This window comes from Photobacterium kishitanii (assembly GCF_000613045.3).
Lineage (GTDB): Bacteria > Pseudomonadota > Gammaproteobacteria > Enterobacterales > Vibrionaceae > Photobacterium > Photobacterium kishitanii.
The window spans coordinates 13,065-37,015 of sequence record NZ_LN794353.1; the positions used below are offsets into that span (position 1 = coordinate 13,065).

Below are 23,951 nucleotides of genomic sequence, written 5' to 3' on the forward strand. Positions count from 1 at the left end.
AAATTATCTTATAACGTTTTTGAAGTGCTTCTTTCGTGTAAATAAGAAGTCTACATCAGGCGGAAAGTCTTTATTGTTTTTAGCATGTGTCATCATGTCAAAGACTTTAAATTCCGCTAATACAGCAAATGGATACGCTTCAAACTCACCTTCACCGTTGGCTTGTAAGGTTGGATCGTAATATTTACCATCTTTAAAAATAATCGCTTGGTCAACGATAGTTGCCTCATTACAGCGATAACCTAAAACATAGCGATCACCGCGGCAATAAATCACATTCATATAGCTGTTATAGAATGTTTCATTTTCCGTTGTGGTACAGGCTGCTAACACCTCTGGATCCATTGCCTCTACCGTTACAATACGGACTTTCTCAGCAATAAAATTGCGTTCTTCTAGTTGTTGACGAATAGCTTCAAGACTTAATTGAGTCACTTTAAATACCGCAGAAATCAATAAAAACGGCGGAATTATACGCCCGTTTGCTTTGAATGTCTTTGAAAAAAACAGTATTGAGTACGGAATAACATTTTACGCAGGCAAGTAAATGTCAATAAAGTGTGGGTTGATTATCATTATGATTTATTGACAAAAAATTTACGAATGCAAAGAATGTAAATTTAACTGCAAATGGTAATGGTTATCACTTATATTCTTGTTCACGGTTTGGCGGGGCAATAATGTTACTGCTAAATAATCAAAACCATTTTGAGCCGCAGTAGATCCTTATACGGAGCATCCTTAAAAGCTTACATCGGTTTGCTTTTAAAGATGCGGTATTAAGTAACTGCCTAATTCAGTTGGTTTTATTCTCAAAGATACGGTAATTGGAGATAACGGAATATGTTTTCTAAGAGTCAGCTAACACTATTGATTGGTGCAGTATTATCAGCACCGATTGCTCAAGCGGAAATGACAAATACAGATGAGCATATGGTGGTCACTGGACGTGATTATGGCTATAAGGCTGACACGAATTCGACAGCAATGCGAATGGAGATGACACAATTAGAAACTCCAGGACAAGTTGCAGTTATTGATGAGAAGCTAATTGATGAGCAGCGTGCAAGTACGTTAGGTGAAGTGTTGCAGAACGATGCGAGTATTTCTGCAGGTGGCACTAGTCGTAACCGTGAGCGCTTTTCTCTACGTGGTTTTGAATTAGGCAGTAGTAGTGGTTTCCTTCGTGATGGACACCAGCATTGGTCACACTATCGTCAACCAGTTGAACTATTAGAGCGCGTTGAAGTGATGAAAGGCCCAGCGGGTTTGCTTTATGGGCAATCAGCACCAGGTGGCTTAGTGAATATGGTTTCTAAAAAACCGACTTACGAAACTCAAATGAATTTCAGTCAAGATATTGGTTCAAATAATCATACTCGTAGCGTGTTAGATGTAAGTGGTTCGCTTAATACTGATCAAACACTTCGTGGACGAGTAATATTAGCCAAAGAAGATTATGATTCATGGCGCAAATTCAGTGATGGTTCTACACCATCAACCGATCGTTTTGTCGGTGGTATGTTCCTTGATTATGATGTAAATGATAACGTGACGGTGTCACTACATTATGATCGTACTCAAGATAACGGCAGTGTCGATTCTGGCGCTTATGTTGTTGATGGTAAGCCGGTAATGGGCCGTGATCATGTGTGGGATGCACAGTGGTCTAAGATTGATAACGATGTTCAGAATATGGGTTTTGATATTAAAGCGCAGTTAACTGATACATGGGCATTAAATACTGGTTTCAATTACCAAGATTTCGTTCGTAATGATAAAGAAAGTTACCCGAATTTCAGTAAGTTTGAAGAGAATGGCACTATCAAGCAAGGCGGAAATGATCGTCATGATGAATGGGCATTTAAAACGGCTTACACTGATTTTGTTGGTGAGTTCGATACATTAGGTATGCAGCATCAGTTATTAGTGGGTGCCAACTGGTTAGGTTATAGCTACGACCGTTTCCAACGTTCATTTAACGCTGTTGAAGTGAAGCCTGGTCAAACTACACCAGCTCCAACATTCTCAAATGGTAAGCCAAAAGAATCACATTCTTCATACGATGCATGGGGTTTCTATGCGCAAGATATGATCACTGTGAATGATTATTGGCAAGTGCTTGCTGGCGTACGTTTTGATCGTCAAGTGAAGAGTGGGTTGGCAGAAGAAGCGGTATCTCCTAAGTTAGCGGCTATTTTCCATCCAGCTGAGAATGGTTCAATTTATTTAGCGTATTCTGAAAGTTTTGAGCCACAAGGTGTGGTGTCATCAGATTACATTAACGGTGGTGATAATCTTGATCCATTACGTGGTAAGCAATATGAGCTAGGTACGAAGTGGGAATTATTAGATAAGCGTTTATATGCTTCGGCTGCCGTATTTAATATTACCCAAGAAAACTCAAAAATTGCGGTTGGTCCAGAGAATAATCAAACGCTGACTCAAGCTGGCGAGCGTGTTCATAATGGCGTGGAAGTTGCGTTACAAGGTAACATTACTGATAAATTAAGCATGAATGCTTCAGCAATGTACCTTGATGCTGAATACACTAAGGATCAGAACTACCAAGGAAATCGTCCGGTAGATGTGCCTGAGTTTGCTGCAAGCGTATGGACAACATACAACGTCACTGAGGCAACTGATGTTAACCTTGGTGTAATTTATGAAGGTTCTCGCTTTGGTGATGCAGCGAATACCTTTAAGAAAGATGGTTATACGCGTGTTGATGTTGGTGTTGCGCATACTTACAAATACGATGATAAATTGGATATCGTAGGTCGTGTTAATGTAGAGAATCTATTTGATACTGACTACATGGCTGGTGGTGGTTCAACGAATAAAGATTATGTTGGCGCTACAGGTGTGACTCTAGGTGAAGGTCGAAACTTCATGGCAACCATTGAGTTTAAATACTAAGGTTTAAACCTAATAAATATAGGGGAAGTATTAACTTCCCCTTGTTGCTATCTATAAACTGTTAATCACAATAGTTATTGTTTATAGTTCGCCACTTTGCGGTGCTTTTTATTTTTAACATCACCTTTTTTGTTTTTTTGGTTATTACAGATAACGATTGATTAAATATTATGAATTTTATTAAAACTAGCCTTGCTATTGTTATTCTCAGCGTCACTACTGGCGCAAATGCTTCTAATCTCGATAATGCGCGTTCGATTGAAAATAAGACCAATACTGCATCTGCCGTGAGTCAGGATAAAATTGATAAAAGTGCTGATTCGGTGTTAGCGATGAAAGCCAGTATTGAACAGCTGCAAGAAGAAGTGAAAAATTTAACTATCTATCATGATCACTTGGCACGTTTGGTTCAAAATCAGGCGCAAGAAGTGGCATCGATTGATCAACAAATCACCGATATTAAGCAAACACGTCAAGGCGTGGTGCCATTAATGTATCAAATGATTGATGGTTTAAAGACCATCGTTGAGAACGATAAACCCATTAAGCACCAAGCTCGTTTAGCGCGTGTGAATAAACTAGAAACTATGATGTCACAAGCTGATATTAGCGATGCTGAAAAATTCCGTCGTATTTTAGAAGCCTACCAAATTGAAATGGATTACGGTACTAAACTTGCCGCCTACCAAGCGAAAATTACCCTTGAAGGTAATAAAACGATTGAAGTGAATGTGCTTCATTTAGGTCGTATTGCATTGGTTGCACGTAGTTTAAATGGTAGTCATTACTGGAGTTGGAATACAGCAGCTAAACAATGGCAAGTGGTTGATGCTAGTGAAGGCGCAAATATTGATAAGGCGTTTGCAATTGCTGATAACCAAGTTGCACCAAGTTTAATTACCTTACCTGTTTCAGGTTTACCGACTAACGTAGAGAGTAAATAACATGAAATTAAAAGCGTTAGTTGTCGCCTTATGTGTCGCAAGTATGCCATTTGCAGTGAATGCTGAATCAGTAGTAAAGCAAGCACAACAAGAACAAAAGCAGCAAACTCAGCATAATATTCAACGTGAAGCGGGTTTTAACCATACTCAGCAAAGTGTGAAAGCACAATACAATGCATTAGTGGCTGAGCGTAATAAACTCAAAACCGCCACTGAAGTATTAAGCACCACCTTTAGCACTAATGAACAACATCTATCAACGCTAGAGCAGCAATTACGTTTAGAAAGTGGCAGCTTAGGTGAGCTATTTGGGGTTGTGCGTCAAACGGCTAAAGAAGTTCAAGCCGAGCAGCAACATGCCGTAACAGCGATTGATAACAGCCAAGATAATGCCGTTATAAATGATATTGTTGCCGCTAAAGCATTACCTTCAATGGTGCAGCTACAAGGCTTATGGCAAGCAATGACAGATCAGATTGTTGCTAGCGGCCAAATAGCTAAAGTAACCGTTCCATATATCAATGGTGATGGTGAACAAAGTGATGTTGAGGCATTACGTTTAGGTAGCATTGGTTTGGTTGGTGACAACGGTTATTTACGTTGGGACGGTAGCCAGCATGTGGCGATGGCTTATTTACAACAACCAGAACACGCACCGACATTGGCTGATTATCAGCAGCTGGTATCAAAGGGCAATGAGATGCTGGTGGTTGATCCTTCTCGCGGCGTGATGCTAGAACAATTAGCACAATCACCAACATTGATGGATCGTCTGCAAGCGGGTGGTGCTGTAGGTAAAGTGATTCTACTATTGCTTGCTATTGGTGCTGGTATTGCGATCTTCCGAGGCGTGAAACTGGCGATGATTCGCCAACAAATTAAAGCACAACTTAAACAACCGTCAAAGCCAGGTAATAACCCATTAGGTTATATTCTTGCGGTGTATAACAAAGAACAAAGTCGTAGTGTTGAAGCGTTAGAATTACGTTTGTTAGAGGCGATAGTTGATGAGCAACAAGGGCTAGAAAAAGGCCTTTCAATGCTAAAACTATTTGCTGCTTTAGCACCGATGTTAGGTTTGTTGGGTACGGTAACCGGCATGATTGAAACCTTCCAAGTGATCACCCAGTTTGGCAACGGTGACCCAAAAGTGATGGCGGGCGGTATTTCAATGGCATTGGTTACGACAGTATTAGGTTTAGTGGCGGCGATGCCACTATTACTGGCGCATAATATTTTAAGCTCCCAAGCTGAAAATATTCGTATGATCCTTGAAAAGCAGGGTATTAGCCTTGTTGCAGAACAAGCAGAAAAGAACGATCAGCATGGCCAGTCGGCTTCTGTAATGACAACTGAACAGGCCGCCTAATGGATAGCAGCGTATTACAAACCTGGTGGTTATCACTGTCGCATTTTATGGCGCAAGGTGGTGTGATTCTATGGTGGTTAGCCGCTGTTGTTGCTGTGTTGTGGTTACTGGTTTTTGAACGGGTTATTTACCTTGTATTTTACTTCCCCCAGCAACAACAGCAGTGGATTACTCTCTGGGCAGCACGCGCTGATCATTGTTCTTGGTATGCACGCGCTATTAGAGATGGTTGGTTATCGGATGCTAAAATAGCCTTAAATAAAAACCTGAATTTTATTAAGGTGTTAGTTGCTATCTGTCCAATGCTTGGTTTACTCGGTACCGTTACCGGTATGATTTCAGTATTTGACGTAATGGCAACTCAAGGTAGTAGCCAACCTCGGCTTATGGCTTCTGGTATCTCGCTGGCTACACTACCAACAATGGCGGGTATGGTAGCTGCATTAGCAGGGATGTTTATTCATGCTCGATTGGCAAAAGCATGCCGAATGCGTGAGTTGAAATTAGAAAAATCATTAAGGAGTCAGCAATGAGACTCAGTCGTCGCTCATCAGTGCGTGAAGATGCACAAATAGATTTAACCTCTATGTTAGACATCGTTTTTATTATGTTGATTTTCTTTATTGTCACAAGCTCTTTTGTACGTGAATCTGGGGTTGAAGTTAATCGCCCTCAAGCGAGTCATGTTGTTAGTCAAAAAGATGCAGGTATTTTTGTCGCCATTACTGCTGCGAATGATATTTATATTGATAAACGAGTGGTTGATGCTGAGCGCGTTCAAGCAACACTTGAGCACATGCTAACAGAACAGCCAGATGCTGCATTAGTGATCCAAGCTGATGAACATGCTTATAACGGTACTGTTGTTAAGGTTATGGATGCAGCGAAAGGCGCAGGGGTGAAGAATATTGCTCTGGCGGCGGAGAAAAACTAATGATGCGCATATTGATGGCATTGCCATTGGCGCTGGCGATGGCTTTAGGTTTGTTTACCTTGATGGCATGGATGGTGGATAACGGTAATCATCAGCGACAAGATAATTCACCACCTTTGGCGTTTAATATGGTGATGGTAGAACATGAGCAAGCCCCACAACGCCGTCAGCGTGTTGCTCCGCCGCCACCAGAAACACCAACGCCACCACCAGAGGCACAGCCGTCGCAATCGCAAGCCGCTACTTCGACAGCTATGCCAATGGCATCAATTCCAAGTTTAGGTTTGGATACGTCTATTCACGGTTTAGCGGTTAATGCGCCTAAATTTACCGACTTTAGTAGTGCTGCTGCGATGGGTAATGGATTAGGCAAATCTCAGCAAGCAATGCCACTTTATCGCGTAGAACCCCGTTATCCATCACGGGCTTTACGTCAGGGTAAAGAAGGTTATGTGGTGCTTAAATTCACCATTGATACTCAAGGCCGACCGATAGATATTGCTGTTATGGATTCAAAGCCACGGCGTTTATTTGATAAAGAAGCTATTCGTGCATTACGCAAGTGGAAATATCAACCACAAGTTGTGAATGGCACCGCAATGGCACAACAAGGGCAGACAGTACGTCTTGAATTTAGGTTGAATCAATAATGAAAAAACTCGCTTTTATTATCGCGTTAACCTTATCGGCTTCAATGACATTATCTAATGCTTATGCAAGCAGTGGTCAATTATCGCAAGCGACGGCGAATAAGGTACAGCGCGCCAATAACTTACAATTGAATGATAAGCTTGATCAAGCTGTCGCCATGTTAGCCGAAATGAATCCAAGTGGTGCTTACGATAAAGCCTATGTACAACGGATGTTAGGGGTGTTCTATTGGCAGCAGGGTAAAACATCACAAGCGGTAGCATTACTAACGAAAGCTGTAAATAGTGGCTTATTGCAAGATGATCAGGCATGGACGACTGAGCGCATGCTAGCCGATATTTTGTTATCTGATGCTAAATATAGCCAAGCCTTACCGCATTATTATAAGTTAACTAAAAATATCCCAGCTAAACAGAAAGGTGATGAATTGTGGCTACGTATTGCTCAAGCACATTACCAGCAATCACAGTGGCAACAAGTATTAACAGCAATGAAGCGTTATGATGATTATCGTATTAAAGATAGCATGTCACCATTGTCGATTAAGCTTGGCGCACAGTTACAACTTAAACATTGGCAAGGAGCTTCTGCAACCCTGAATCGTTTAATTGCACTTGAACCGAATAAATTAATTTGGTGGCAACAGTTAGCAAGTATTCAAATGAGAACGGGTAAAACAGCTGATGCATTGGCAACATTAAAGCTGGCCAAATACCAAGGGGTCGAGCTGAGTCAGCAAGATCTTAAAGTATTAGCGCAATTGTATGCTCAGCGTGGTATTCCAGAACGTGCAGCAGAACAAATAGCCGCTTTGAAAGATGCTAATAACGATAAAACATTATTAATTGAGCAAGCAAACTATTGGCAAATGGCCCGTGAATGGAATAAAGCAATTCGTTTATGGACCCAAGTTGCAGCGAAAGATAACCACTATCGTTGGCAATTAGCTCAGTTACTCGTGCAAGAAGGCGATTATAAACAAGCGTTGATTGAGTTAGATCGTGTAAAGCGAAAAGATAAACGGGCTGAGGTGGAATTAGCTAAAGTACGTGTTTATTACAAAATGAATAATCTCGATCAAGCGATTATTCATGCTAAGCAAGCGAATAACATTCAACCTTCTTCAGCCGCTAAAAGTTGGGTTAAATATTTAGGTCAAATGAGAAAGATGGATGTAAATGCTTAACTAGACTAGTAATTGTTAGATATGTTGTTATTTATGTAAAGGCGAGCCATTGAGCTCGCCTTTCTTATAAATAAGAATAGTAAAAAAAGAAAATTATTAATGTGACTTTTTTGATGTTTTAACAGTTTGAATTATGGAACCACCGAAAAATGAGTGGGAATTAAACATAAATAAAACTATAAACATTTAGGAGTTACACTATGAAACCGGTAATTACTGTGGTATCAGCCGCTGTCGGGCTGCTTTTATCTTCCGTGACGCATGCTGAAGAAATTACGATGTTTGATTATGAAGAGGCTACATCCGCTTATCAAGACGCTTATTTAAACGCTCAATTTGATTTGCAAAGCGGTAATCAGGATCAAACAAGTTTTAGTACTGATGCGAGTGCCAATTATGATCAAGTTTTTTCATCAGCAGATCGAAATACTCGCATAAATTTTGTAGGTGATACCTCGATGAGTCGAGGCAGTAATAGTGATGATACGACAAAAAAAAATTATCAGGCTTTAGCATCACTGACGAATGATATGTACTTTAATCCAACCCGTAATAATGCTTTTTGGTATAGCAAGGCCGAAATTGGTGCGCAAACGGATATGGTTGATCCGTTTACTAAATTAACGGTAGGTTTAGGTTATGGACGGGTAGTAAATGCTACGCCTATGGCAAAAACAATTCGTGTTGTTCAGGAGTTGCAGGAGCGAGGACTATTAACGGGATCTGTGTCTCGATCAACGTATCAAGATGTCGCTAACATTATAGCGAGAGAGCCAGAGTATCGTAGTCATTATGGCTCTGCTGATTATGCTGAATATTGGGTTGAAGATATAGGTAAGGCGTTAGGCATTACTTTAGGCGCACGTGGTGCGATTAAATCTTATGATGTATTAGTTAATGAACGAATTTCAACGCGTAAATATGGCTGGTTAGTGCGTGCTGGTGTCGGGGCGGTATTAACTAATTACGATGGTTCAGATACTAAGCCAGCATTAGAGCTGGGGGCTGAGTATCATTATCCAATTAGTAATCAACTGCAATTTTCCAATGAAGCAATTTTAACTGCAGTGCTTGATGATGGCGATAATGGTTTTAATGCTTCGAATGCGATGTCATTAACGTATGAATTACGTGACAATATTGATTGGGAAAATACGTGGTTATTAAATTATTCTGAGAGTGATGGCTCTGAAGATTTAATGACAAATAGCCTGAAATCGGCATTTCGTTACTATGTCTCTAATGTTATTAGTTTAACTTTGACAGCAGGATTATCGAAAACAGAAGATCATATTGATTATGATGGTACGCCGCAGACTGATCGTAATGATGATATTGATAAAACTGTCCAGTTAGGTTTGACTTACCGCTTAAAATAAGTGCTTATTTTTCATATAAACACCAACTTCTCTTTTATAAGACAAGTTGGTGTTTTTTTTTGTTTATAGTAAATAGAACACAAAAACATGTAATTTTTTGTCATTAAATATGATGTTATCTAGGATGGAACCTATCAATGAGTTTATATGATGAATATGAAATTAAAGAGTGTAATTTAATTGCAGGATTTCAATGTAATTGTCGTTCTAAGAATGAAGTATTTCATAGGCTAATGCAGCCTTATTTAACATTGCTATATAAAAGATGTGTTTATAAGATCAAGGATAGAACTGCAGCAGAAGATCTCGTTCAGGATATATTAATTAAAGTATATAAAGCATTACCTACATACCGACATGATGCATTGTTTAAAACGTGGCTATATAAAATAACAGATAATGTTTGCTATACATTCTTAAGTCGAAAGTATAATCATAATATAATAACATTAACAGTTATGGATAATTTAGCAGTAGTAAATGATCGTAATGTTAATTTAGAAATAGATTTTAATAAAATAATACCAAGATTGTCTATTAATGAACAAGAGATAATAAATTTACGTTTTTATAAAGATTTTTCATTGAATGAAATTAGTAATATTTTACAAATTACGATTAGTGCTTGTAAAATGAGGCTATACAGAGCACTTCAAAGTTTGAGTATACTGATCATATAATATATTATAGGCGGAATTGGTTAGGTCACTATTTATTTTAGTATTTTGAATTTATTCTTTTTATTTGTATTGTCGTTATTGGATGATTAATTGTCATTTTTTAGCAATGTTGAATAATATTTTTGAGTTTTCAAGATCGGCTTTTAAGTGAGATGTCACTTGATAAGATAAATAGTGTTTTTGATATTTATCATTTTTATCAGTTCGTTAGGTCAATTAAATGAAGCGTTCCGCCTCTATTTTCAATAAAGAAATAAATTATAATGTGTTGGTTTTTTTCATTGCGGTATATTTTGGACTTGTATTAAATATTCCATTGTGGCGAACTTTTTATGAAATACTATCAAAAATAGAAGTAGTCAATACTGGTTTTGTGATCTCGCTTCCTATTTTTATAATAGCTGCTCTTAATATTATTTTTCAAATTTTCGCATGGCCATGTTTAGGTCGTGTTTTTTTTAGTGTTTTAACCTTAATCTCTGCTATTACTGCTTATGCTTCATATCAATATGGCATTATTTTTGATTATGGCATGATGGAAAATATTTTTGAAACAAATACTGGTGAAGCGCTATCTTATTTTAGTCTATCCGGTGTGATAACTGTTTTTTTTATTGGTGTTATTCCTTGTTTTATTATTCTTTTTATCAAAACGAAAAAACAGTCATTTGTAAAAGATTTTGTAATATATAAGTTAATATCAATTATTGTATCCATCATTGTTATTGTATTAATTGCTATGTTTTTCTATAAAGATTATGCGTCGGTAGGACGTAATAATAAGTATCTTAATCGTGTCATTAATCCTTCGTATGTATATACGGGCATTAAGTATCTTGATAGAAACTATTTCACTAAACCTATTGCTTATCAAAAAATTGGTACTGATGCAAAGTTGGTTCCAACGGCTACTTCAAATGGCAAACCAACATTGTTTGTATTTGTTTTAGGTGAAACCGCACGATCTCAAAATTATCAAGCAAATGGCTATTCGCGCCCAACAAATCAATATACTCAGCCATACAATATGATTTCGTTTAAAAATGTTACTTCGTGTGGTACTGCTACTGCGGTATCTGTACCTTGTATGTTTTCAGCGATGAACCGTAGTAATTACAATAAAGCAATTGCCTATAACCAAGATACCTTTATTGATATTTTACATCGTGCTGGTATTTCGATGTTATGGAAAGAAAATGATGGCGGTGATAAAGGTGCTGGAGATCGTGTTCGTGAAATTACATTAAAACATGGTACCGAGAATCCACTTTGTGATGGCGAATCATGTCTTGATATGGCATTGCTGGATAATTTTGAACAACAAGTGGCAGAGATGAAGGGCAATAAGTTTATTACACTTCATATTATGGGAAGTCATGGACCAACATATTATAAACGTTACCCTAAAGATCACACATTCTTTAAACCTGATTGTCAGCGTGCTGATATTGAAAACTGTACAACAGAGCAAATAATTAATAGCTACGATAATACTATTTTGTACACCGATTATATGATTAGCCAATTAATTCAAAGGTTAAAAACTTACAGCGATAAATACAATACGGCACTTTTCTATATTTCAGACCATGGGGAATCTTTAGGTGAAGATGGCCTATATTTACATGGGACACCTTATAGTCTAGCACCTGAGTATCAAACAACAGTGCCGATGATGATGTGGTTCTCAAAAAGTTTTACTCAAGATCGTGGCTTAAACTTAACTTGTCTTGAAAATATTGCGAATAATGCCAAGAGAGGGGATTACTCACAAGATAATGTATTCAGTTCTATGTTAGGGATTATGGATGTAAAAACATCAGTTTATAAACCACAGCAAGATATTTTCCGTCAATGCCGCACCAATTAATGAGATCACTTTACACGGTTCAATATTAGCCTTCAGAAATTACACCCTTAATAATTTTTTATTAGGGGTGTTTGAATTTTATGCCTCGCACCTCGCACCTTCGTTTTTCTCTCATTTTTCTAACCAACGTAAACAATGTAAATTGAATGCCAATAAGAACGATTATCAATTAAATTATCATTATTCCAGTTTCTCTACATGATGTTAGTGATGGTGTTAAAAAATAAGGCAGTGCAACTATGGGCACGTCGATTACATATTTATATTTCAATGGCATTACTGTTAGTGGTGTTATTTTTTGCCATTACTGGGATCACGTTAAATCGACCTCATCTTTTTGTCAGTCAAGCACCGAATATTGTCGAGCAGCAACTTGTTATTCCAAGTGAGTTATTGAAGTCAGAGAAAGGTCAATTTGCACCTAATCGTTCAGCATTAATCGCATACTTAGCTAAACATGGGGATGTAAGTGGTACTCCATCTGCGATTGATATTTTTACTGATGTTGATGGCGATGAATTATTAGAAGGTGAAATTTCACTTGATTATAAAGGCCCTGGTTATAACGCCACGGTCTTTATTGATATGACAACAGCTCAAGCAACCATCGAAAGCACTCATTATGGTGTGATTGCAGTGCTTAATGATCTGCATAAAGGCCGTAATAGTGGTGAAGTTTGGCGCTGGTTTATCGATATTACTGCTTTATTAATGGTGATGTTTGTATTAACTGGTGTGTGTTTATTGATACCTAAAAAGAAAACCTTTCGCACTTCATTGAAGTGGATGGGGCTTGGTTCTGTAATTAGTTTACTGATTTATATTGTTGCTGTGCCATAAGCCAGTATTTAATTGTCGATTTTATTTAAGGTTCATTATGACCGTGTTTGACACCATTAAAAAACCATTATTAGTCGCGTTATTGTTAACGCCATTGGCAAGCGCAATAGCGAAACCTGTTTCAGAAACGGCGCAGCTTGATGTAAGTTTTACCCTGCCTGTAATTGAAACCACTATGTATGCACGCCCTTATGTTGCTGTTTGGGTTGAAGACGCAAATCGTAAACCAGTACGCACCGTACAATTGTGGGTTGGCAAGGATGAGTGGCTGAAAGATTTACGTAGCTGGTGGCGAAAAGTGGGTCGTTATGATCGTGATCTTGTTGATGCCGTAACCTCAGCAACACGTCCCGCTGGTGAATACAAATTTGTATGGGATGGTTTAAATGATAAAGGTCAACGTGTTGAACAAGGCAGTTATACCTTTTACGTGGAAGTAGTGCGTGAACACGGTGGTCGAAATTATTTACGTCAAAAAATCGAGCTAGGCGAAAACGCGTTTAGCCATGTTATTGCACCGACCGAAGAAACCGGTGCTATTCAGCTTAATTACAAACTTTGAGTGATAGTAACATTATGAAAAATAATAAAATTAAAGCGTTTTCACTGGCGTGTGCAGTTATTGCTGGGTTAGCAGTATCAGCCTCGGCGAATGCTCATCCACGTTGGGTATTACCTTCACATTTTACGGTATCAAAAGAAGGGGGGGATTGGTTATCTTTTGATGTTACTGCGTCACACGGTACTTTTGTTTATGATAAACCTGCAAGTACAGAAACAGCAGAAGTGATCATGCCTGATGGTCGAACTGAACGTCCTAACTTTACTATTCGTGGCAAGCGTCGTGCGATTTTTGACTTCTATTTTGAAGAACAAGGTACACATAAAATTCAAGTGAATCAAACGCCTGTTTATTTCACTCAATATAAAGCCGGTCGTCGCGATACGGTGAAATGGATTGCTGCAAATAAAGTTGAACGTGATGCAGTTTTACCTAAAAAATCGCGTGATGTTCTCACTCAAGTTGGTTACACCCGCGCGGAAACTTATGTCACTGTTGGTAAGCCAAGTACTAAAGCAATGGAAATTACGGGTAAATATTTAGAGTTGCTACCAATCACTCATCCTGCCGATATTGTTGAGGGTGAACTGGTGACTTTTCAGTTCTACTTTAATGGTCAACCGCAAGCTGGCGTTGTAGCAGAGGTGACACGTGAAGGAACATTATACCGTAATCATCAAGAACAAATTGATGTCGTGAGTGACAAAGATGGCAAAGTGAGTTTCACTCCAGAAACTGCAGGTCGCTATATTATGAAAGCAAATTATCGTGGTGAGATTGCTAATAATCCAATGGTTGATACTGCGAACGTTAATGTTCATATCACGTTTGAAGCATCACTACAGTAAGTATTCCAATTGGTGCTGTTTCTCTTATTGAATGCAGCACTTTTTATTACCTCCATCCACAATATGGATAGATTTAGAGGTTGTTATGAAAAAGCATATATCACTGATTAAGTTTTCGTTATTAACATTAGGCTTATTTTCAACTGCAGCTCAGGCACATTTTCCATTAATGAGTTGTTGGTTTGAAAGTGACAAAGTGGCTTGTGAAACGGGTTACAGTGATGGCAGTAAAGCGGTTGATTACAACGTCAATATGTATGATTACGACGATAACCTCATTGCTAAAGTCAATACGGATAAACGCTCGATTGCTGAATTTACCAAACCAGATACTGATTTTTATCTAGTGTTTGATTCTGGACATGAAAGCCCTGTCGAAGTTGACGTTGTTGAGATTAACGAAAAATGATTCGTCAAACAGTACCTTCTGATAATGGTGGTAAAGAAGGGAAATGGGTTGGCGGTATTATTGTTGCTATTCTTTTACTGGCAACGGTGTTATTGCCATTTCACCAAGATAAAACAAAATTACAGCAATTGGATGCTCACCAAATAGCAATCACCGAGTTAAGTCCAGATGAATTAGCAATGGTGGCTGAATTACGTCTTGCTCACGAAGAAATTCGAAATTTAAATCAAGATAGTCGTGAATTTGATAATAAAAATCACTGGCCAGATATGGCTGAGTTATCTGAATTATGGTTAGCACCTTTCATTGAAGATAAAAGCTGGGAACGTAAAGGGCGTCATCAATGGCAGCATATTGATGGTGCTATTTATCAAGGTCTTCGTACTGAAAAGCAAGGTGCATCATCAGTTGTACTTAACAGTAATAGTCCAGATCCCGATATTTGGTTAGCACTTTCTCGAGACACGATACCATTGGTTATTAATCAAGAGGCTGTTTTTGAAACACAGCAACTTATTGATCGTGGCTGGACTCAAATTGTATTTCGTAGTGACAGTGATGAGCAAATTCAACCTCATTAATGTGTTGACTATATAAGTCGTGGTTTATTCCTTTCTCTAACGTTGAAGTAAAAATATGATGAAAATAGGTATTCAAACTGTCTTGACTGCAGCTGCTTTATTGATGAGTTTTAGTAGCGCGGCTGCTGAAAAATTAACCATTGGTATTACCTTGCAGCCTTATTATAGCTATGTAAAAGCAGTGGTGGGCGATAAAGCCGATATTTTGCCGTTAGTCGATGCTGGTTTTAACCCCCATAACTACCTACCACAACCAAATGATTTACGCCGTTTAAAACAAATGGACGTTATTGTTGTTAATGGCATTGGTCATGATGATTTTGCACTAAAAGTCATTGAAGCGGCTAATCGTGATGATTTAGTTGTTATTGAAGCTAACAGTGATGTGCCGTTATTACCCGCGATGGGGCAATCTGTTGGTGATGGTGCAGTGAATCCTCATACGTTTGTAGGTCTATCAACCACCATTCAAAAGGTTTACACCATTGCTAATAAATTGGCTGAGCTTGATCCTGATAATGCACGTGAGTACCGTAAAAATGCCCGTGATTATGCTAAAACGTTTCGCTTAATGAAGCGTAAGTCGATGTTAGCGTTAGGGGATTTAGATACTTCAGGTATGAAAGTGGCAACAACTCACAATGCTTACGGTTATATATTGCAAGAGTTTGGTGTTGATGTTGCGGCCGTTATTGAACCAGCACACGGTGTGGAACCAAGTGCGAGTCAACTCCAAGGTACGATAGAAAGCATTAAGCAATCTGGTATTGATGTGCTGTTTTATGAATTAAATATGCCTAACCGTTATGTCGATACTATTGAAAAAGCGACAGGGGTAAAGTTATACCGTTTTTCACATATGACGCATGGTCAATATGAAGCTGATAAAGTAGAAATTGAAATGCAGCAAAACTTAGACACCTTAGTAGAAGCGATGAAATTTGCTGCTAATAAGGATCAAGCATGAGTTTTGGTCCACAGATTGAGATTGCAAACCTTGAATTGCAATATGGCGAGAATCAGATTTTATCTAACATCAATCATAGCTTTGAGGCCGGTAAATGCCATGTAGTAATGGGACCTAATGGCGGAGGGAAAACATCGTTATTACGCTCAATTCTTGGCTTAACACCATTCAAAGGTCAGATTGATATTTTATGGGACGATGCGGCAAATAATGGCAAACCAGGTTCGGTGGGCTATGTTCCTCAAAAAGCGATGTTTGAACAAAGTTTGCCATTAACTGTAATGGATTTTATTTTACTCAATTTAACGCGTTCGCCATTATTTTGGCGTAAACGTCAGCAGGATAAAGTCTTTGCATTAAGCCAACTTGAACGTGTAGGAATGGCAAATCGTGCCGATCGTCGTATGGGTCAATTATCTGGTGGTGAGCAGCAACGGGTGTTATTTGCACAAGCACTGCTGGATAACCCTGACTTACTGGTACTTGATGAGCCAACAACGGGTATGGATGAGCAAGGTGTACGTTATTTAGAGTCATTGATCCATGAATTTGTTGCGCAAGGAAAAACAGTATTAGCTGTTCACCATGATGTGACGGCAGTACGGCGATTAAATGCGCAAGTCCATGTCGTTAATCGCATTCTTGTTGATTCAGGTCATCACTCTGAAGTGTTGATTCCCGAAAAGATTGAACGTTTATTTAATCACTATAGCCATGCGCCGATTGCGGCGAAGCAACATGAGGTCGCGTAATGGATTTATTACGTCATTGGGCACAATTAGGTGTTGATGCTGGTTTTCTAAGTGACAGTTTTTCATATGCTTTTATGGTTAATGCTATTGTCGCTGCGTTATTACTTGGTCCGCTATTAGGTGGGTTAGGGACGTTAGTGATAGCGAAGCGGTTGGCTTTTTTTTCAGAAGCAGTAGGCCATGCGGCATTAACGGGTATTGCATTAGGGGTGTTATTAGGCGAACCGCCTGAAAATCCTTTTATTGGCCTATTTAGCTTTTGCATGATCTTTGCTTTGTTATTGCACTTTGTCCGCAATAGAACCAACGTACCTTACGATACCTTAGTCGGTGTTTTTCTAGCATTAGCTTTGGCGGTAGGGGCGGCATTATTGATGTATGTAGCACGTAAAATTAACATTCATATGTTAGAGAACGTGTTATTTGGCTCGATTCTAACCGTTACTGATCAAGATTTATGGGTATTAGCGATTAGCTGTAGTTTGATTATTGTGCTACTGATACCAACGTTTAATCGAATTTTATTAACCTGTATTAGTCCTGATATTGCGCGTGTTCGAGGTTATACAACTAATTTTTATGATTATCTATTTGTGATGATGATTACCCTTGTCACTATTGCATCAGTCAAGATCGTGGGGGCGGTATTAGTTGGGGCTTTGTTGCTAATTCCTGGTGCGACAGCGCGTCTGTTAACTAAAAATATGGGGAGCTTTGTGCTTTTATCGGCTTTGCTTGCCACTATTAGTTGTGTAATCGGCACAATATTACCAATGGAGCTTAAACTCCCCGTTCCTTCGGGAGCGGCGATTATCATTGTTTCTGCTATTTTCTTTTTAACTGCCACCTGCTACCGCATTATTCGTAAAGGGTAGTCGCTGTATTTTTAAGGAACCAACATGAATAAAGTTCAGCAACCTCCAATGCGTTTGCTCGCAAAATCAGTGTCTATATTGGCTCTTATCATTGCTGGGGGGAGTTATACTACTGCCGTTTATGCTGATGATATTTTAACAGCAACGCCTGTCACTTATATGTTGGCATCAGAACTCACTCAGGGTACGGGCATTACTACAAAATTCTTACCGCCTAAGCGTTATGGGGTGACGCGGCTACCTAATTGGTTTGCATCAAAAGGGGAGGCGGTAACGAAGCAGGCCAGTAAAAAAGCACAAGCAGTAATAACATTAGGCGCTATTTGGCCGCAAGATCCGCTTTATGTTCATGCGCGACAAGGTAATATTAAAATAGTAGAGATAGATTCATCACAAGCTATTTCGCCACGAGCACAAGGTGTTGCCGCATTACGTTTAGCCGATGGTTCAACCTCAATTTATTCGTGGTTGAATCCGACTAACCTTAGTCGTATGGCGGCAATTGTCAGTAATGATTTGCAACAGCTATGGCCAGAAAAAGCACAACAAATAGAAAAAAATCAGCAGCAATTAATGAATGATGTTCGCCAGTTAATTAATAATCAACAAAGAATATTGATGGAAGCTGGTGTCGATTCTGTGGTATTGCTTTCCAGTGAACTTGAGGATTTTGCATCGGGTAATCAACTGTTTGTTGTTGACCGTTTAACAACACCAGAGTTAGAGTGGACTGTATCTGATAAGACTAAGCTATCTAATCTATTAACTGAAGATGATAGTTTATGGTTATTAACGACGAAGAAACTTACGTCATCACAACAAGCATTATTGCCTAAAAATGTAAATGTAATGGTGGTTGATAGTGTTGATCGTTGGGGAAGAGCTGGAATTGATTCTAACGCTCCATTACACCGTTGGCAGATTAGTTTGTAATTCGTTTAATCGAAGCCCAGTTTAGTTGAAACTATATAAGGACTGGGCTTCGAGTGTTTAAAACGAAAAGAATAATGATAAAACACCTAATAAAATCAGTAATCCACCAGAGATCAAATCGTTATATTTTCCGACAAGCTTGCCAATAATACTGTCACCGATATTATTTCCTGCATAAGTTAGCATCATACCGGTAATAAAGGTTAATGCGACAACCAAGTAAATATTCAGATGGGTGATACTACCTAAAATACCGACTCCAATATTATTAATTGATAGTAATAGACCAAGCATAACTGCACCTTTAAAATTAAGCACAGTGCTTTGTTTTTCTTCTTTTTGTTGCTGTTTTTTTAACATATCAGCACAAATAAACCATGTGCCCATTAAAATAAAAATAACAGAACCTAGTTCATTTGATACTTTATGTGGAATGAGTTGAGTAACTAATTGCCCTCCAAGCATAGAGGCATAAGTAACTAATGCTGTAATAAAAGCAATGATTGCATTAGAAACAAGTGGGATCCTTTCATTTTTTACGCCATAGGTAAGGCCAATAACAAAATTATCGAGATTAGATGAAAGGGAGAATATCAAAGCGAGTAAGAAAGACACGATATATCATCTCGTAAAAATGCTTTTATAAACTGAAATGAAGATTAACGCGATGTATTTGTGTGGATATTAATTTTGCATATATGGATAAGGTTAAACATGTTGCGATATTTATTAATCAAATATCTCAACATGTTTATGATTATTAGTGGTGTTTAAATATAGCCAAGAAGTCGTGCTTTTAGAAAAGCAGCTAAGGTTTTGTTATCTTTAATAGCATTAGATGCTATTTTTTGTTCTATTTCAGCAACAGAAAAAGTGACAACATCCATGATTTCATCATCATCAAGCTCACCCTGAGTTGGTGTGAGCTCTTTTACAACATACAGATATTGAATTTCGTCACAAAAGCCAGGTGCTGGTAATAATTCACCTAAAGCATGCCATTGTTTGGCTGCTAAGTTAGCTTCTTCTGCCAATTCTCGTTGTGCAGATACTAAGATATCTTCATCAGGCTCAATAGTGCCCGCTGGAAATTCAAGTAACCATTGTTTCACTGCTGGGCGATATTGATGCACCATAACCAGATCACCATTACTATCAATAGGAATAATGACAACAGCACCCGGATGAATAAGTGTAGTAAAAGCCATCTCTCTACCATCGGGTAGTGTATGTGGTTGCTCTTCAATACTGAAACATTTCCATTGATAGTGTTTGATTATAGTCATTTTTATTCTCTATTCGTTGGTAGCTATTTGATTATAACCCCAACGCTTTGCTCGCATCAATGCACTTTCTGCTTTGATATAGTCGTAGCTGAAATCTTGATATTCAATATTAGTAATACCGATACTAACTGTAATATTGATCTGATGTCCGGTGGTTAATTCTAATACCCATTGACTAATTTCATCACGAAATTTAATCGCAAATTGCTCAGCAGCTGGAACGTCAGCGTCGGGAATGATGATACAAAATTCTTGGCTGCTTAGACGTGCAATATGCATGTTTTTATCACATGTTTCGCGAAGACATTTTGCCAGCATCATCAGCGTCTTATCTCCCGCATCAAGGCCAAAACGGTCATTAACCTCTCTAAATTTATCGATGTTAATTAATAGCATCGAAATATCACGGCGATAACGCTTACATCGGGATGATTCATTTAGATAAAGAGGCAGTAACCCTTCACGGTTTAATAACCCAGTAAGGAAATCATTGGTGGTGGTTCTTTTGACTTGCAAAATAGCATCATAGCGGTGGCGGGATAATAAAAACGCCATCACAAAGATAATAGAATAAGCACAAATATTTTGGAGTGCTGATGAAATTTGCATGTGTTTGTTGGTTATTTCAGACACACTTAGCACAATATACAACAATCCAAAAATAGCACTATACCAAGTTGCTGTTCTGATTTGTAAAGCAAAAAAACTTAATAATGGAATAGTTAATCCAATGGTATTACTAATGTGGCGAGCACCAGTAAAATAAAAACCACTTGAGCAAACAAGTGTAGTTGCAATTAAAAAGATCCAAAAAAGAATAGTTGCTGAAAATAGGGTTCTATTTAATGCTGCTAGGGTGTAACACAATGTCATGCCTAATATACCGACAACTGTGAAGTAATGTCCTTGTTGTGAAATAAAATAAGTGAAAGCAATAACAGCACAGATAGCGCCAGAAAAAGGGAATAATAATGAAAGTTGTTTTTTTAATGTTTTCTCACTAAGTTCAATATAAGCAAAGTTTGTCGCTTGGAGTTGAGTACTCTTAATCAGTGTAGCCATGGTATGGAACAGACCCTTATAACATCACGAGAGAGGATGCAATACATAATGCATTTTTCTGGGAAGCATATCAGTATTGTGATTGATGTCTAATTATTTTTTTAATTTAATGTAAGCTAATATATTAGCAAAGGATCTTATTGTTATTAATGATTGTTTTTGTGAATACTTTAATTTTATAACTGTATAAATTTAAAGTATAAAAATTTGCAAAGTATGTTTTTTGGATATGAGTGGGGTGGTTTTTTAGATTAAATGATTAAAAATGAGATCTGTAGCCATGAATATTTATTCTATTTTGGTATAAATTAAAGTGTATCTAATAGTGATTAGGAGTGACAATGTTTCCAGAATATAGAAGCTTAATTTCAACACTAAAAGGTCATGATGTACATTTTGATCGTCTATTTAAAAAGCATAATGAGTTAGATGATAAAATTAATGTGATGACATCTTCCAATGGTTTTGATGAGACGCTCATTGAACAACTTAAAAAAAAGAAGTTGTTGTTGAAAGATGAAATATTTATCTATTTACAGCAGAAAACGCAATAAATAGATGAAAAAAGAGAAGCGCAGGCTTCTCTTTTTTGTTGTATCTATAATAATGATGATTATTGAGTAGATAAGAAGTTATCGATTAGATTGGCCGTTATTGCTGGTTGCTCGTTAGTAATACCATGTGCCGTTTTAGGCAAGACAACAATAGGAGCTTGAATATATTGGCTCAATTTTATGCCACTTTTTAATGGGAAAATTTGATCATTTTCTCCCCATATTAACAATGCTTGAGGTAATTTTTTTGGATCATATTGCTGAATACGATCTCGATCATTAGGCAATGTTTTTATTAATTGAGTGCGCTGTGGCTTCCATTGTGAGAAATAATCAAGGTAGATTTGATTGGCAATAAAATCAGGAATGATCTTTTTAGAGATAAACACATTGTCATAAAGACGTTTAACATCATCCCCATTGTTAGGTACAAATAATTCTTCAGGCGATTGAATACCTGCACGCTTAATTAAATCATTCAAATCTTGATCATTAAACAATGGCCCAGGACTCGCAATAATCACTGCCTTATTTATACGTTCGGGCGTAAGCATCATATCATAGGTAATAAAGCCGCCATAAGAGATGCCTGCTACATCAATTTTATTGAGCTTTAATTTATCAACTAACTGCCAAATAGCATTAGTCTGAGTAGCTAGTTGAGCTGAGTTATCGCTATAAGATTCACCAAACCAGAGTAAATCTGGCGCAATAACACGGTATTTTTTACTAAGCTGTATCATTTCAGCTTTCCATGTAGCTGCAGCAGTACCACCAAAACCATGTAATAGAAGCAAAGGTTGGCCTTGACCTCCTTCCCAATAGGTTAATTTACCACCCTCACTTAAGGTCATTTGATGTTTACTGAATCCTTCTTTTTTTAGCGATGATTGGTCGTGCTCTGTTTTCCAACGTACCACTTCACAGCCAGTTGTTACGAAAAGCAAAGTTAATAACAGAATAAAATAATGCAAGATTCGTTTCATAGCTTACTCAAGTCATTAAAAACAATAATGATACACTGTTTTATTGGTGGGGATAAGACAATTTTTAGATATAGATACAAATAAAAATAAGGTTTGTGAATTGGCATTTGTTTTTTTAGTTAGCATTATGTCAAAATTTAAAATTATGTGGATCAGTATGTTGCTAAAGACAGCAATCGATAGCATAATCTCATTCTATAATAAATACTTATATAATATCGCGTTATTACCATACGGATTTGTATTAATATTTGTCTTAAAACTACCTATTAACGACTAGGAGACACCATGCGTGTATTAGTTACTGGCGGCATGGGCTACATTGGTAGTCATACTTGTGTACAAATGATTGAAGCGGGTATGACCCCGATTATTGTTGATAATTTATATAACAGTAAAGAAACAGTATTAGGGCGTATTGAAAGCTTGACTGGTGTGACGCCTGCTTTCTATAAAGGTGATATTCGTGATCGTAAATTTTTAGATAGCGTGTTTGCTGAAAATGATATCGATGCTGTGATTCATTTCGCAGGACTTAAAGCAGTAGGCGAATCAGTACAAAAGCCGCTTGAGTATTATGATAATAATGTAAGTGGTACGTTAGTACTTGTTGAAGCTATGCGTGCAGCTGGTGTGAATGCGATTATTTTTAGTTCATCAGCGACAGTTTATGGCGATCCTGCATCAGTGCCAATCACTGAAGATTTTCCAACCAGTGCAACGAATCCATATGGCCGTAGTAAGCTAATGGTAGAAGAGTGTCTAGCTGATATTCAACATGCATACCCTGAAATGAGTGTGACATTATTGCGTTATTTTAACCCAGTAGGTTCACATAAATCAGGTACAATGGGTGAAGATCCACAAGGTATCCCTAATAACTTAATGCCATTTATTTCTCAAGTAGCTGTTGGTCGTCGTGAGTTTTTATCTGTGTTCGGTGACGATTATCCAACAGTTGATGGTACAGGTGTACGTGATTATATTCACGTAGTTGATCTTGCTGATGGTCACCTTGCTGCATTAACCCATAAAGGTCGTCAAGCGGGTCTACACATTTATAACCTAGGTACTGGTAACGGTAACAGTGTGTTGCAAATGGCAAAAGCATTTGAAGTTGCTTCAGGTGTTGAGATCCCTTATAAAATAGCGCCGCGTCGTGCTGGTGATATTGCGGAATGTTGGGCTGATCCAGCGAAAGCGAAAGCTGAATTGCATTGGGAAGCAAAACTAACGCTTGATGATATGACTCAAGATACATGGCGTTGGCAGTCAACAAATCCTGATGGTTACCCTGACGCAGAGTAAGTACATTTTGGATTGAATAAAAAAGGCGCTCATAATAAGCGCCTTTTTATTGTTTA

The 23,951-nt window shown here is 38.0% G+C and carries 26 protein-coding genes; 21 read left to right on the forward strand and 5 right to left on the reverse strand.

The genetic code is table 11. The features are described from left to right. Positions 1 to 3: 3 nt before the first annotated feature. A complete protein-coding gene (locus tag PPBDW_RS15305) occupies positions 4 to 435 on the reverse strand; it encodes a hypothetical protein (RefSeq protein ID WP_036792686.1) in 432 nt (143 codons plus the stop codon). Positions 436 to 843: 408 nt separating this feature from the next. Between PPBDW_RS15305 and PPBDW_RS15310 the strand changes: the two genes are divergently transcribed. The 19 genes from PPBDW_RS15310 to PPBDW_RS15400 all read left to right on the forward strand — a co-directional run bounded on the left by PPBDW_RS15310 (position 844) and on the right by PPBDW_RS15400 (position 18,699). Next, positions 844 to 2,919 carry a TonB-dependent siderophore receptor gene (locus PPBDW_RS15310; protein WP_036789963.1) on the forward strand — a complete coding sequence of 692 codons (2,076 nt, stop codon included), beginning with the start codon at positions 844 to 846 and terminating at the stop codon, positions 2,917 to 2,919. Between the two features lie 170 nt (positions 2,920 to 3,089). Then, positions 3,090 to 3,863, forward strand: a complete 774-nt coding sequence (locus PPBDW_RS15315; RefSeq protein ID WP_036789964.1) for a DUF3450 domain-containing protein — start codon at positions 3,090 to 3,092, stop codon at positions 3,861 to 3,863. 1 nt (position 3,864) lies between these two features. Then, entirely contained in the window at positions 3,865 to 5,232 is a 1,368-nt protein-coding gene (locus PPBDW_RS15320) for a MotA/TolQ/ExbB proton channel family protein (RefSeq protein WP_036789965.1), read from the forward strand. Further along, positions 5,232 to 5,765 carry a MotA/TolQ/ExbB proton channel family protein gene (locus PPBDW_RS15325; RefSeq protein ID WP_036789966.1) on the forward strand — a complete coding sequence of 178 codons (534 nt, stop codon included), beginning with the start codon at positions 5,232 to 5,234 and terminating at the stop codon, positions 5,763 to 5,765. The genes PPBDW_RS15320 and PPBDW_RS15325 overlap by 1 nt, the downstream gene beginning before the upstream one ends. Next, positions 5,762 to 6,166 carry an ExbD/TolR family protein gene (locus PPBDW_RS15330; protein ID WP_036789967.1) on the forward strand — a complete coding sequence of 135 codons (405 nt, stop codon included), beginning with the start codon at positions 5,762 to 5,764 and terminating at the stop codon, positions 6,164 to 6,166. The genes PPBDW_RS15325 and PPBDW_RS15330 overlap by 4 nt, the downstream gene beginning before the upstream one ends. Next, positions 6,166 to 6,816, forward strand: coding sequence for an energy transducer TonB (locus PPBDW_RS15335; protein ID WP_036789968.1), 651 nt, complete (start codon positions 6,166 to 6,168; stop codon positions 6,814 to 6,816). The genes PPBDW_RS15330 and PPBDW_RS15335 overlap by 1 nt, the downstream gene beginning before the upstream one ends. After that, entirely contained in the window at positions 6,816 to 8,003 is a 1,188-nt protein-coding gene (locus PPBDW_RS15340; protein ID WP_036789971.1) for a tetratricopeptide repeat protein, read from the forward strand. Before PPBDW_RS15335 ends, PPBDW_RS15340 begins: the two co-directional genes overlap by 1 nt. A gap of 200 nt (positions 8,004 to 8,203) precedes the next feature. Then, a complete protein-coding gene (locus PPBDW_RS15345) occupies positions 8,204 to 9,382 on the forward strand; it encodes a DUF481 domain-containing protein (RefSeq protein WP_036789973.1) in 1,179 nt (392 codons plus the stop codon). A 137-nt stretch (positions 9,383 to 9,519) separates the two neighbouring features. Further along, entirely contained in the window at positions 9,520 to 10,062 is a 543-nt protein-coding gene (locus PPBDW_RS15350) for an RNA polymerase sigma factor (protein WP_036789975.1), read from the forward strand. Between the two features lie 220 nt (positions 10,063 to 10,282). Next, positions 10,283 to 11,932 carry a phosphoethanolamine transferase gene (locus tag PPBDW_RS15355; protein WP_036789978.1) on the forward strand — a complete coding sequence of 550 codons (1,650 nt, stop codon included), beginning with the start codon at positions 10,283 to 10,285 and terminating at the stop codon, positions 11,930 to 11,932. Between the two features lie 210 nt (positions 11,933 to 12,142). Continuing rightward, positions 12,143 to 12,772: a PepSY-associated TM helix domain-containing protein gene (locus PPBDW_RS15360; protein ID WP_036789979.1), complete on the forward strand. Its 630-nt coding sequence runs from the start codon at positions 12,143 to 12,145 to the stop codon at positions 12,770 to 12,772. Positions 12,773 to 12,809: 37 nt separating this feature from the next. After that, on the forward strand, positions 12,810 to 13,334 hold the full coding sequence (locus PPBDW_RS15365) for a DUF2271 domain-containing protein (protein ID WP_036789982.1): 525 nt from the start codon (positions 12,810 to 12,812) through the stop codon (positions 13,332 to 13,334). An 11-nt stretch (positions 13,335 to 13,345) separates the two neighbouring features. Then, positions 13,346 to 14,182 carry a DUF4198 domain-containing protein gene (locus PPBDW_RS15370; protein WP_207860818.1) on the forward strand — a complete coding sequence of 279 codons (837 nt, stop codon included), beginning with the start codon at positions 13,346 to 13,348 and terminating at the stop codon, positions 14,180 to 14,182. 85 nt (positions 14,183 to 14,267) lie between these two features. Beyond that, complete coding sequence (locus PPBDW_RS15375; protein ID WP_036789987.1) at positions 14,268 to 14,591, forward strand: hypothetical protein; 324 nt, start codon at positions 14,268 to 14,270, stop codon at positions 14,589 to 14,591. Beyond that, positions 14,588 to 15,172, forward strand: coding sequence for a DUF6162 family protein (locus PPBDW_RS15380; protein ID WP_036789990.1), 585 nt, complete (start codon positions 14,588 to 14,590; stop codon positions 15,170 to 15,172). Before PPBDW_RS15375 ends, PPBDW_RS15380 begins: the two co-directional genes overlap by 4 nt. Positions 15,173 to 15,227: 55 nt before the next feature. After that, positions 15,228 to 16,139 (forward strand): metal ABC transporter solute-binding protein, Zn/Mn family, encoded by a 912-nt coding sequence (locus PPBDW_RS15385; RefSeq protein ID WP_036789993.1) that lies wholly within the window; start codon positions 15,228 to 15,230, stop codon positions 16,137 to 16,139. Further along, on the forward strand, positions 16,136 to 16,891 hold the full coding sequence (locus PPBDW_RS15390; protein WP_036789994.1) for a metal ABC transporter ATP-binding protein: 756 nt from the start codon (positions 16,136 to 16,138) through the stop codon (positions 16,889 to 16,891). The genes PPBDW_RS15385 and PPBDW_RS15390 overlap by 4 nt, the downstream gene beginning before the upstream one ends. After that, the gene (locus tag PPBDW_RS15395; RefSeq protein WP_036789997.1) at positions 16,891 to 17,766 is read left to right on the forward strand and encodes a metal ABC transporter permease; all 876 of its coding nucleotides are present in this window, start codon (positions 16,891 to 16,893) and stop codon (positions 17,764 to 17,766) included. Before PPBDW_RS15390 ends, PPBDW_RS15395 begins: the two co-directional genes overlap by 1 nt. 48 nt (positions 17,767 to 17,814) lie before the next feature. Then, on the forward strand, positions 17,815 to 18,699 hold the full coding sequence (locus tag PPBDW_RS15400) for a metal ABC transporter substrate-binding protein (RefSeq protein WP_181950659.1): 885 nt from the start codon (positions 17,815 to 17,817) through the stop codon (positions 18,697 to 18,699). Positions 18,700 to 18,756: 57 nt separating this feature from the next. Here the strand turns inward: PPBDW_RS15400 and PPBDW_RS15405 are convergent, their stop codons facing one another. The 3 genes from PPBDW_RS15405 to PPBDW_RS15415 form a co-directional block, all read right to left on the reverse strand. Then, a complete protein-coding gene (locus tag PPBDW_RS15405; RefSeq protein ID WP_036790002.1) occupies positions 18,757 to 19,314 on the reverse strand; it encodes a manganese efflux pump MntP in 558 nt (185 codons plus the stop codon). A gap of 155 nt (positions 19,315 to 19,469) precedes the next feature. Next, a complete protein-coding gene (locus tag PPBDW_RS15410) occupies positions 19,470 to 19,985 on the reverse strand; it encodes an NUDIX hydrolase (RefSeq protein WP_036790004.1) in 516 nt (171 codons plus the stop codon). Between the two features lie 9 nt (positions 19,986 to 19,994). Beyond that, a complete protein-coding gene (locus PPBDW_RS15415; protein ID WP_036790007.1) occupies positions 19,995 to 21,047 on the reverse strand; it encodes a GGDEF domain-containing protein in 1,053 nt (350 codons plus the stop codon). Positions 21,048 to 21,388: 341 nt separating this feature from the next. On the opposite strand from PPBDW_RS15415, the gene PPBDW_RS15420 reads away from it, so the two are divergent. Next, the gene (locus PPBDW_RS15420; protein WP_036790009.1) at positions 21,389 to 21,601 is read left to right on the forward strand and encodes an HP1242/YdcH family protein; all 213 of its coding nucleotides are present in this window, start codon (positions 21,389 to 21,391) and stop codon (positions 21,599 to 21,601) included. Positions 21,602 to 21,660: 59 nt separating this feature from the next. Here the strand turns inward: PPBDW_RS15420 and PPBDW_RS15425 are convergent, their stop codons facing one another. Next, on the reverse strand, positions 21,661 to 22,587 hold the full coding sequence (locus tag PPBDW_RS15425; protein WP_036790012.1) for an alpha/beta fold hydrolase: 927 nt from the start codon (positions 22,585 to 22,587) through the stop codon (positions 21,661 to 21,663). A gap of 288 nt (positions 22,588 to 22,875) precedes the next feature. On the opposite strand from PPBDW_RS15425, the gene galE reads away from it, so the two are divergent. Next, on the forward strand, positions 22,876 to 23,895 hold the full coding sequence (galE, locus tag PPBDW_RS15430; RefSeq protein ID WP_036790015.1) for a UDP-glucose 4-epimerase GalE: 1,020 nt from the start codon (positions 22,876 to 22,878) through the stop codon (positions 23,893 to 23,895). Positions 23,896 to 23,951: the final 56 nt, after the last annotated feature.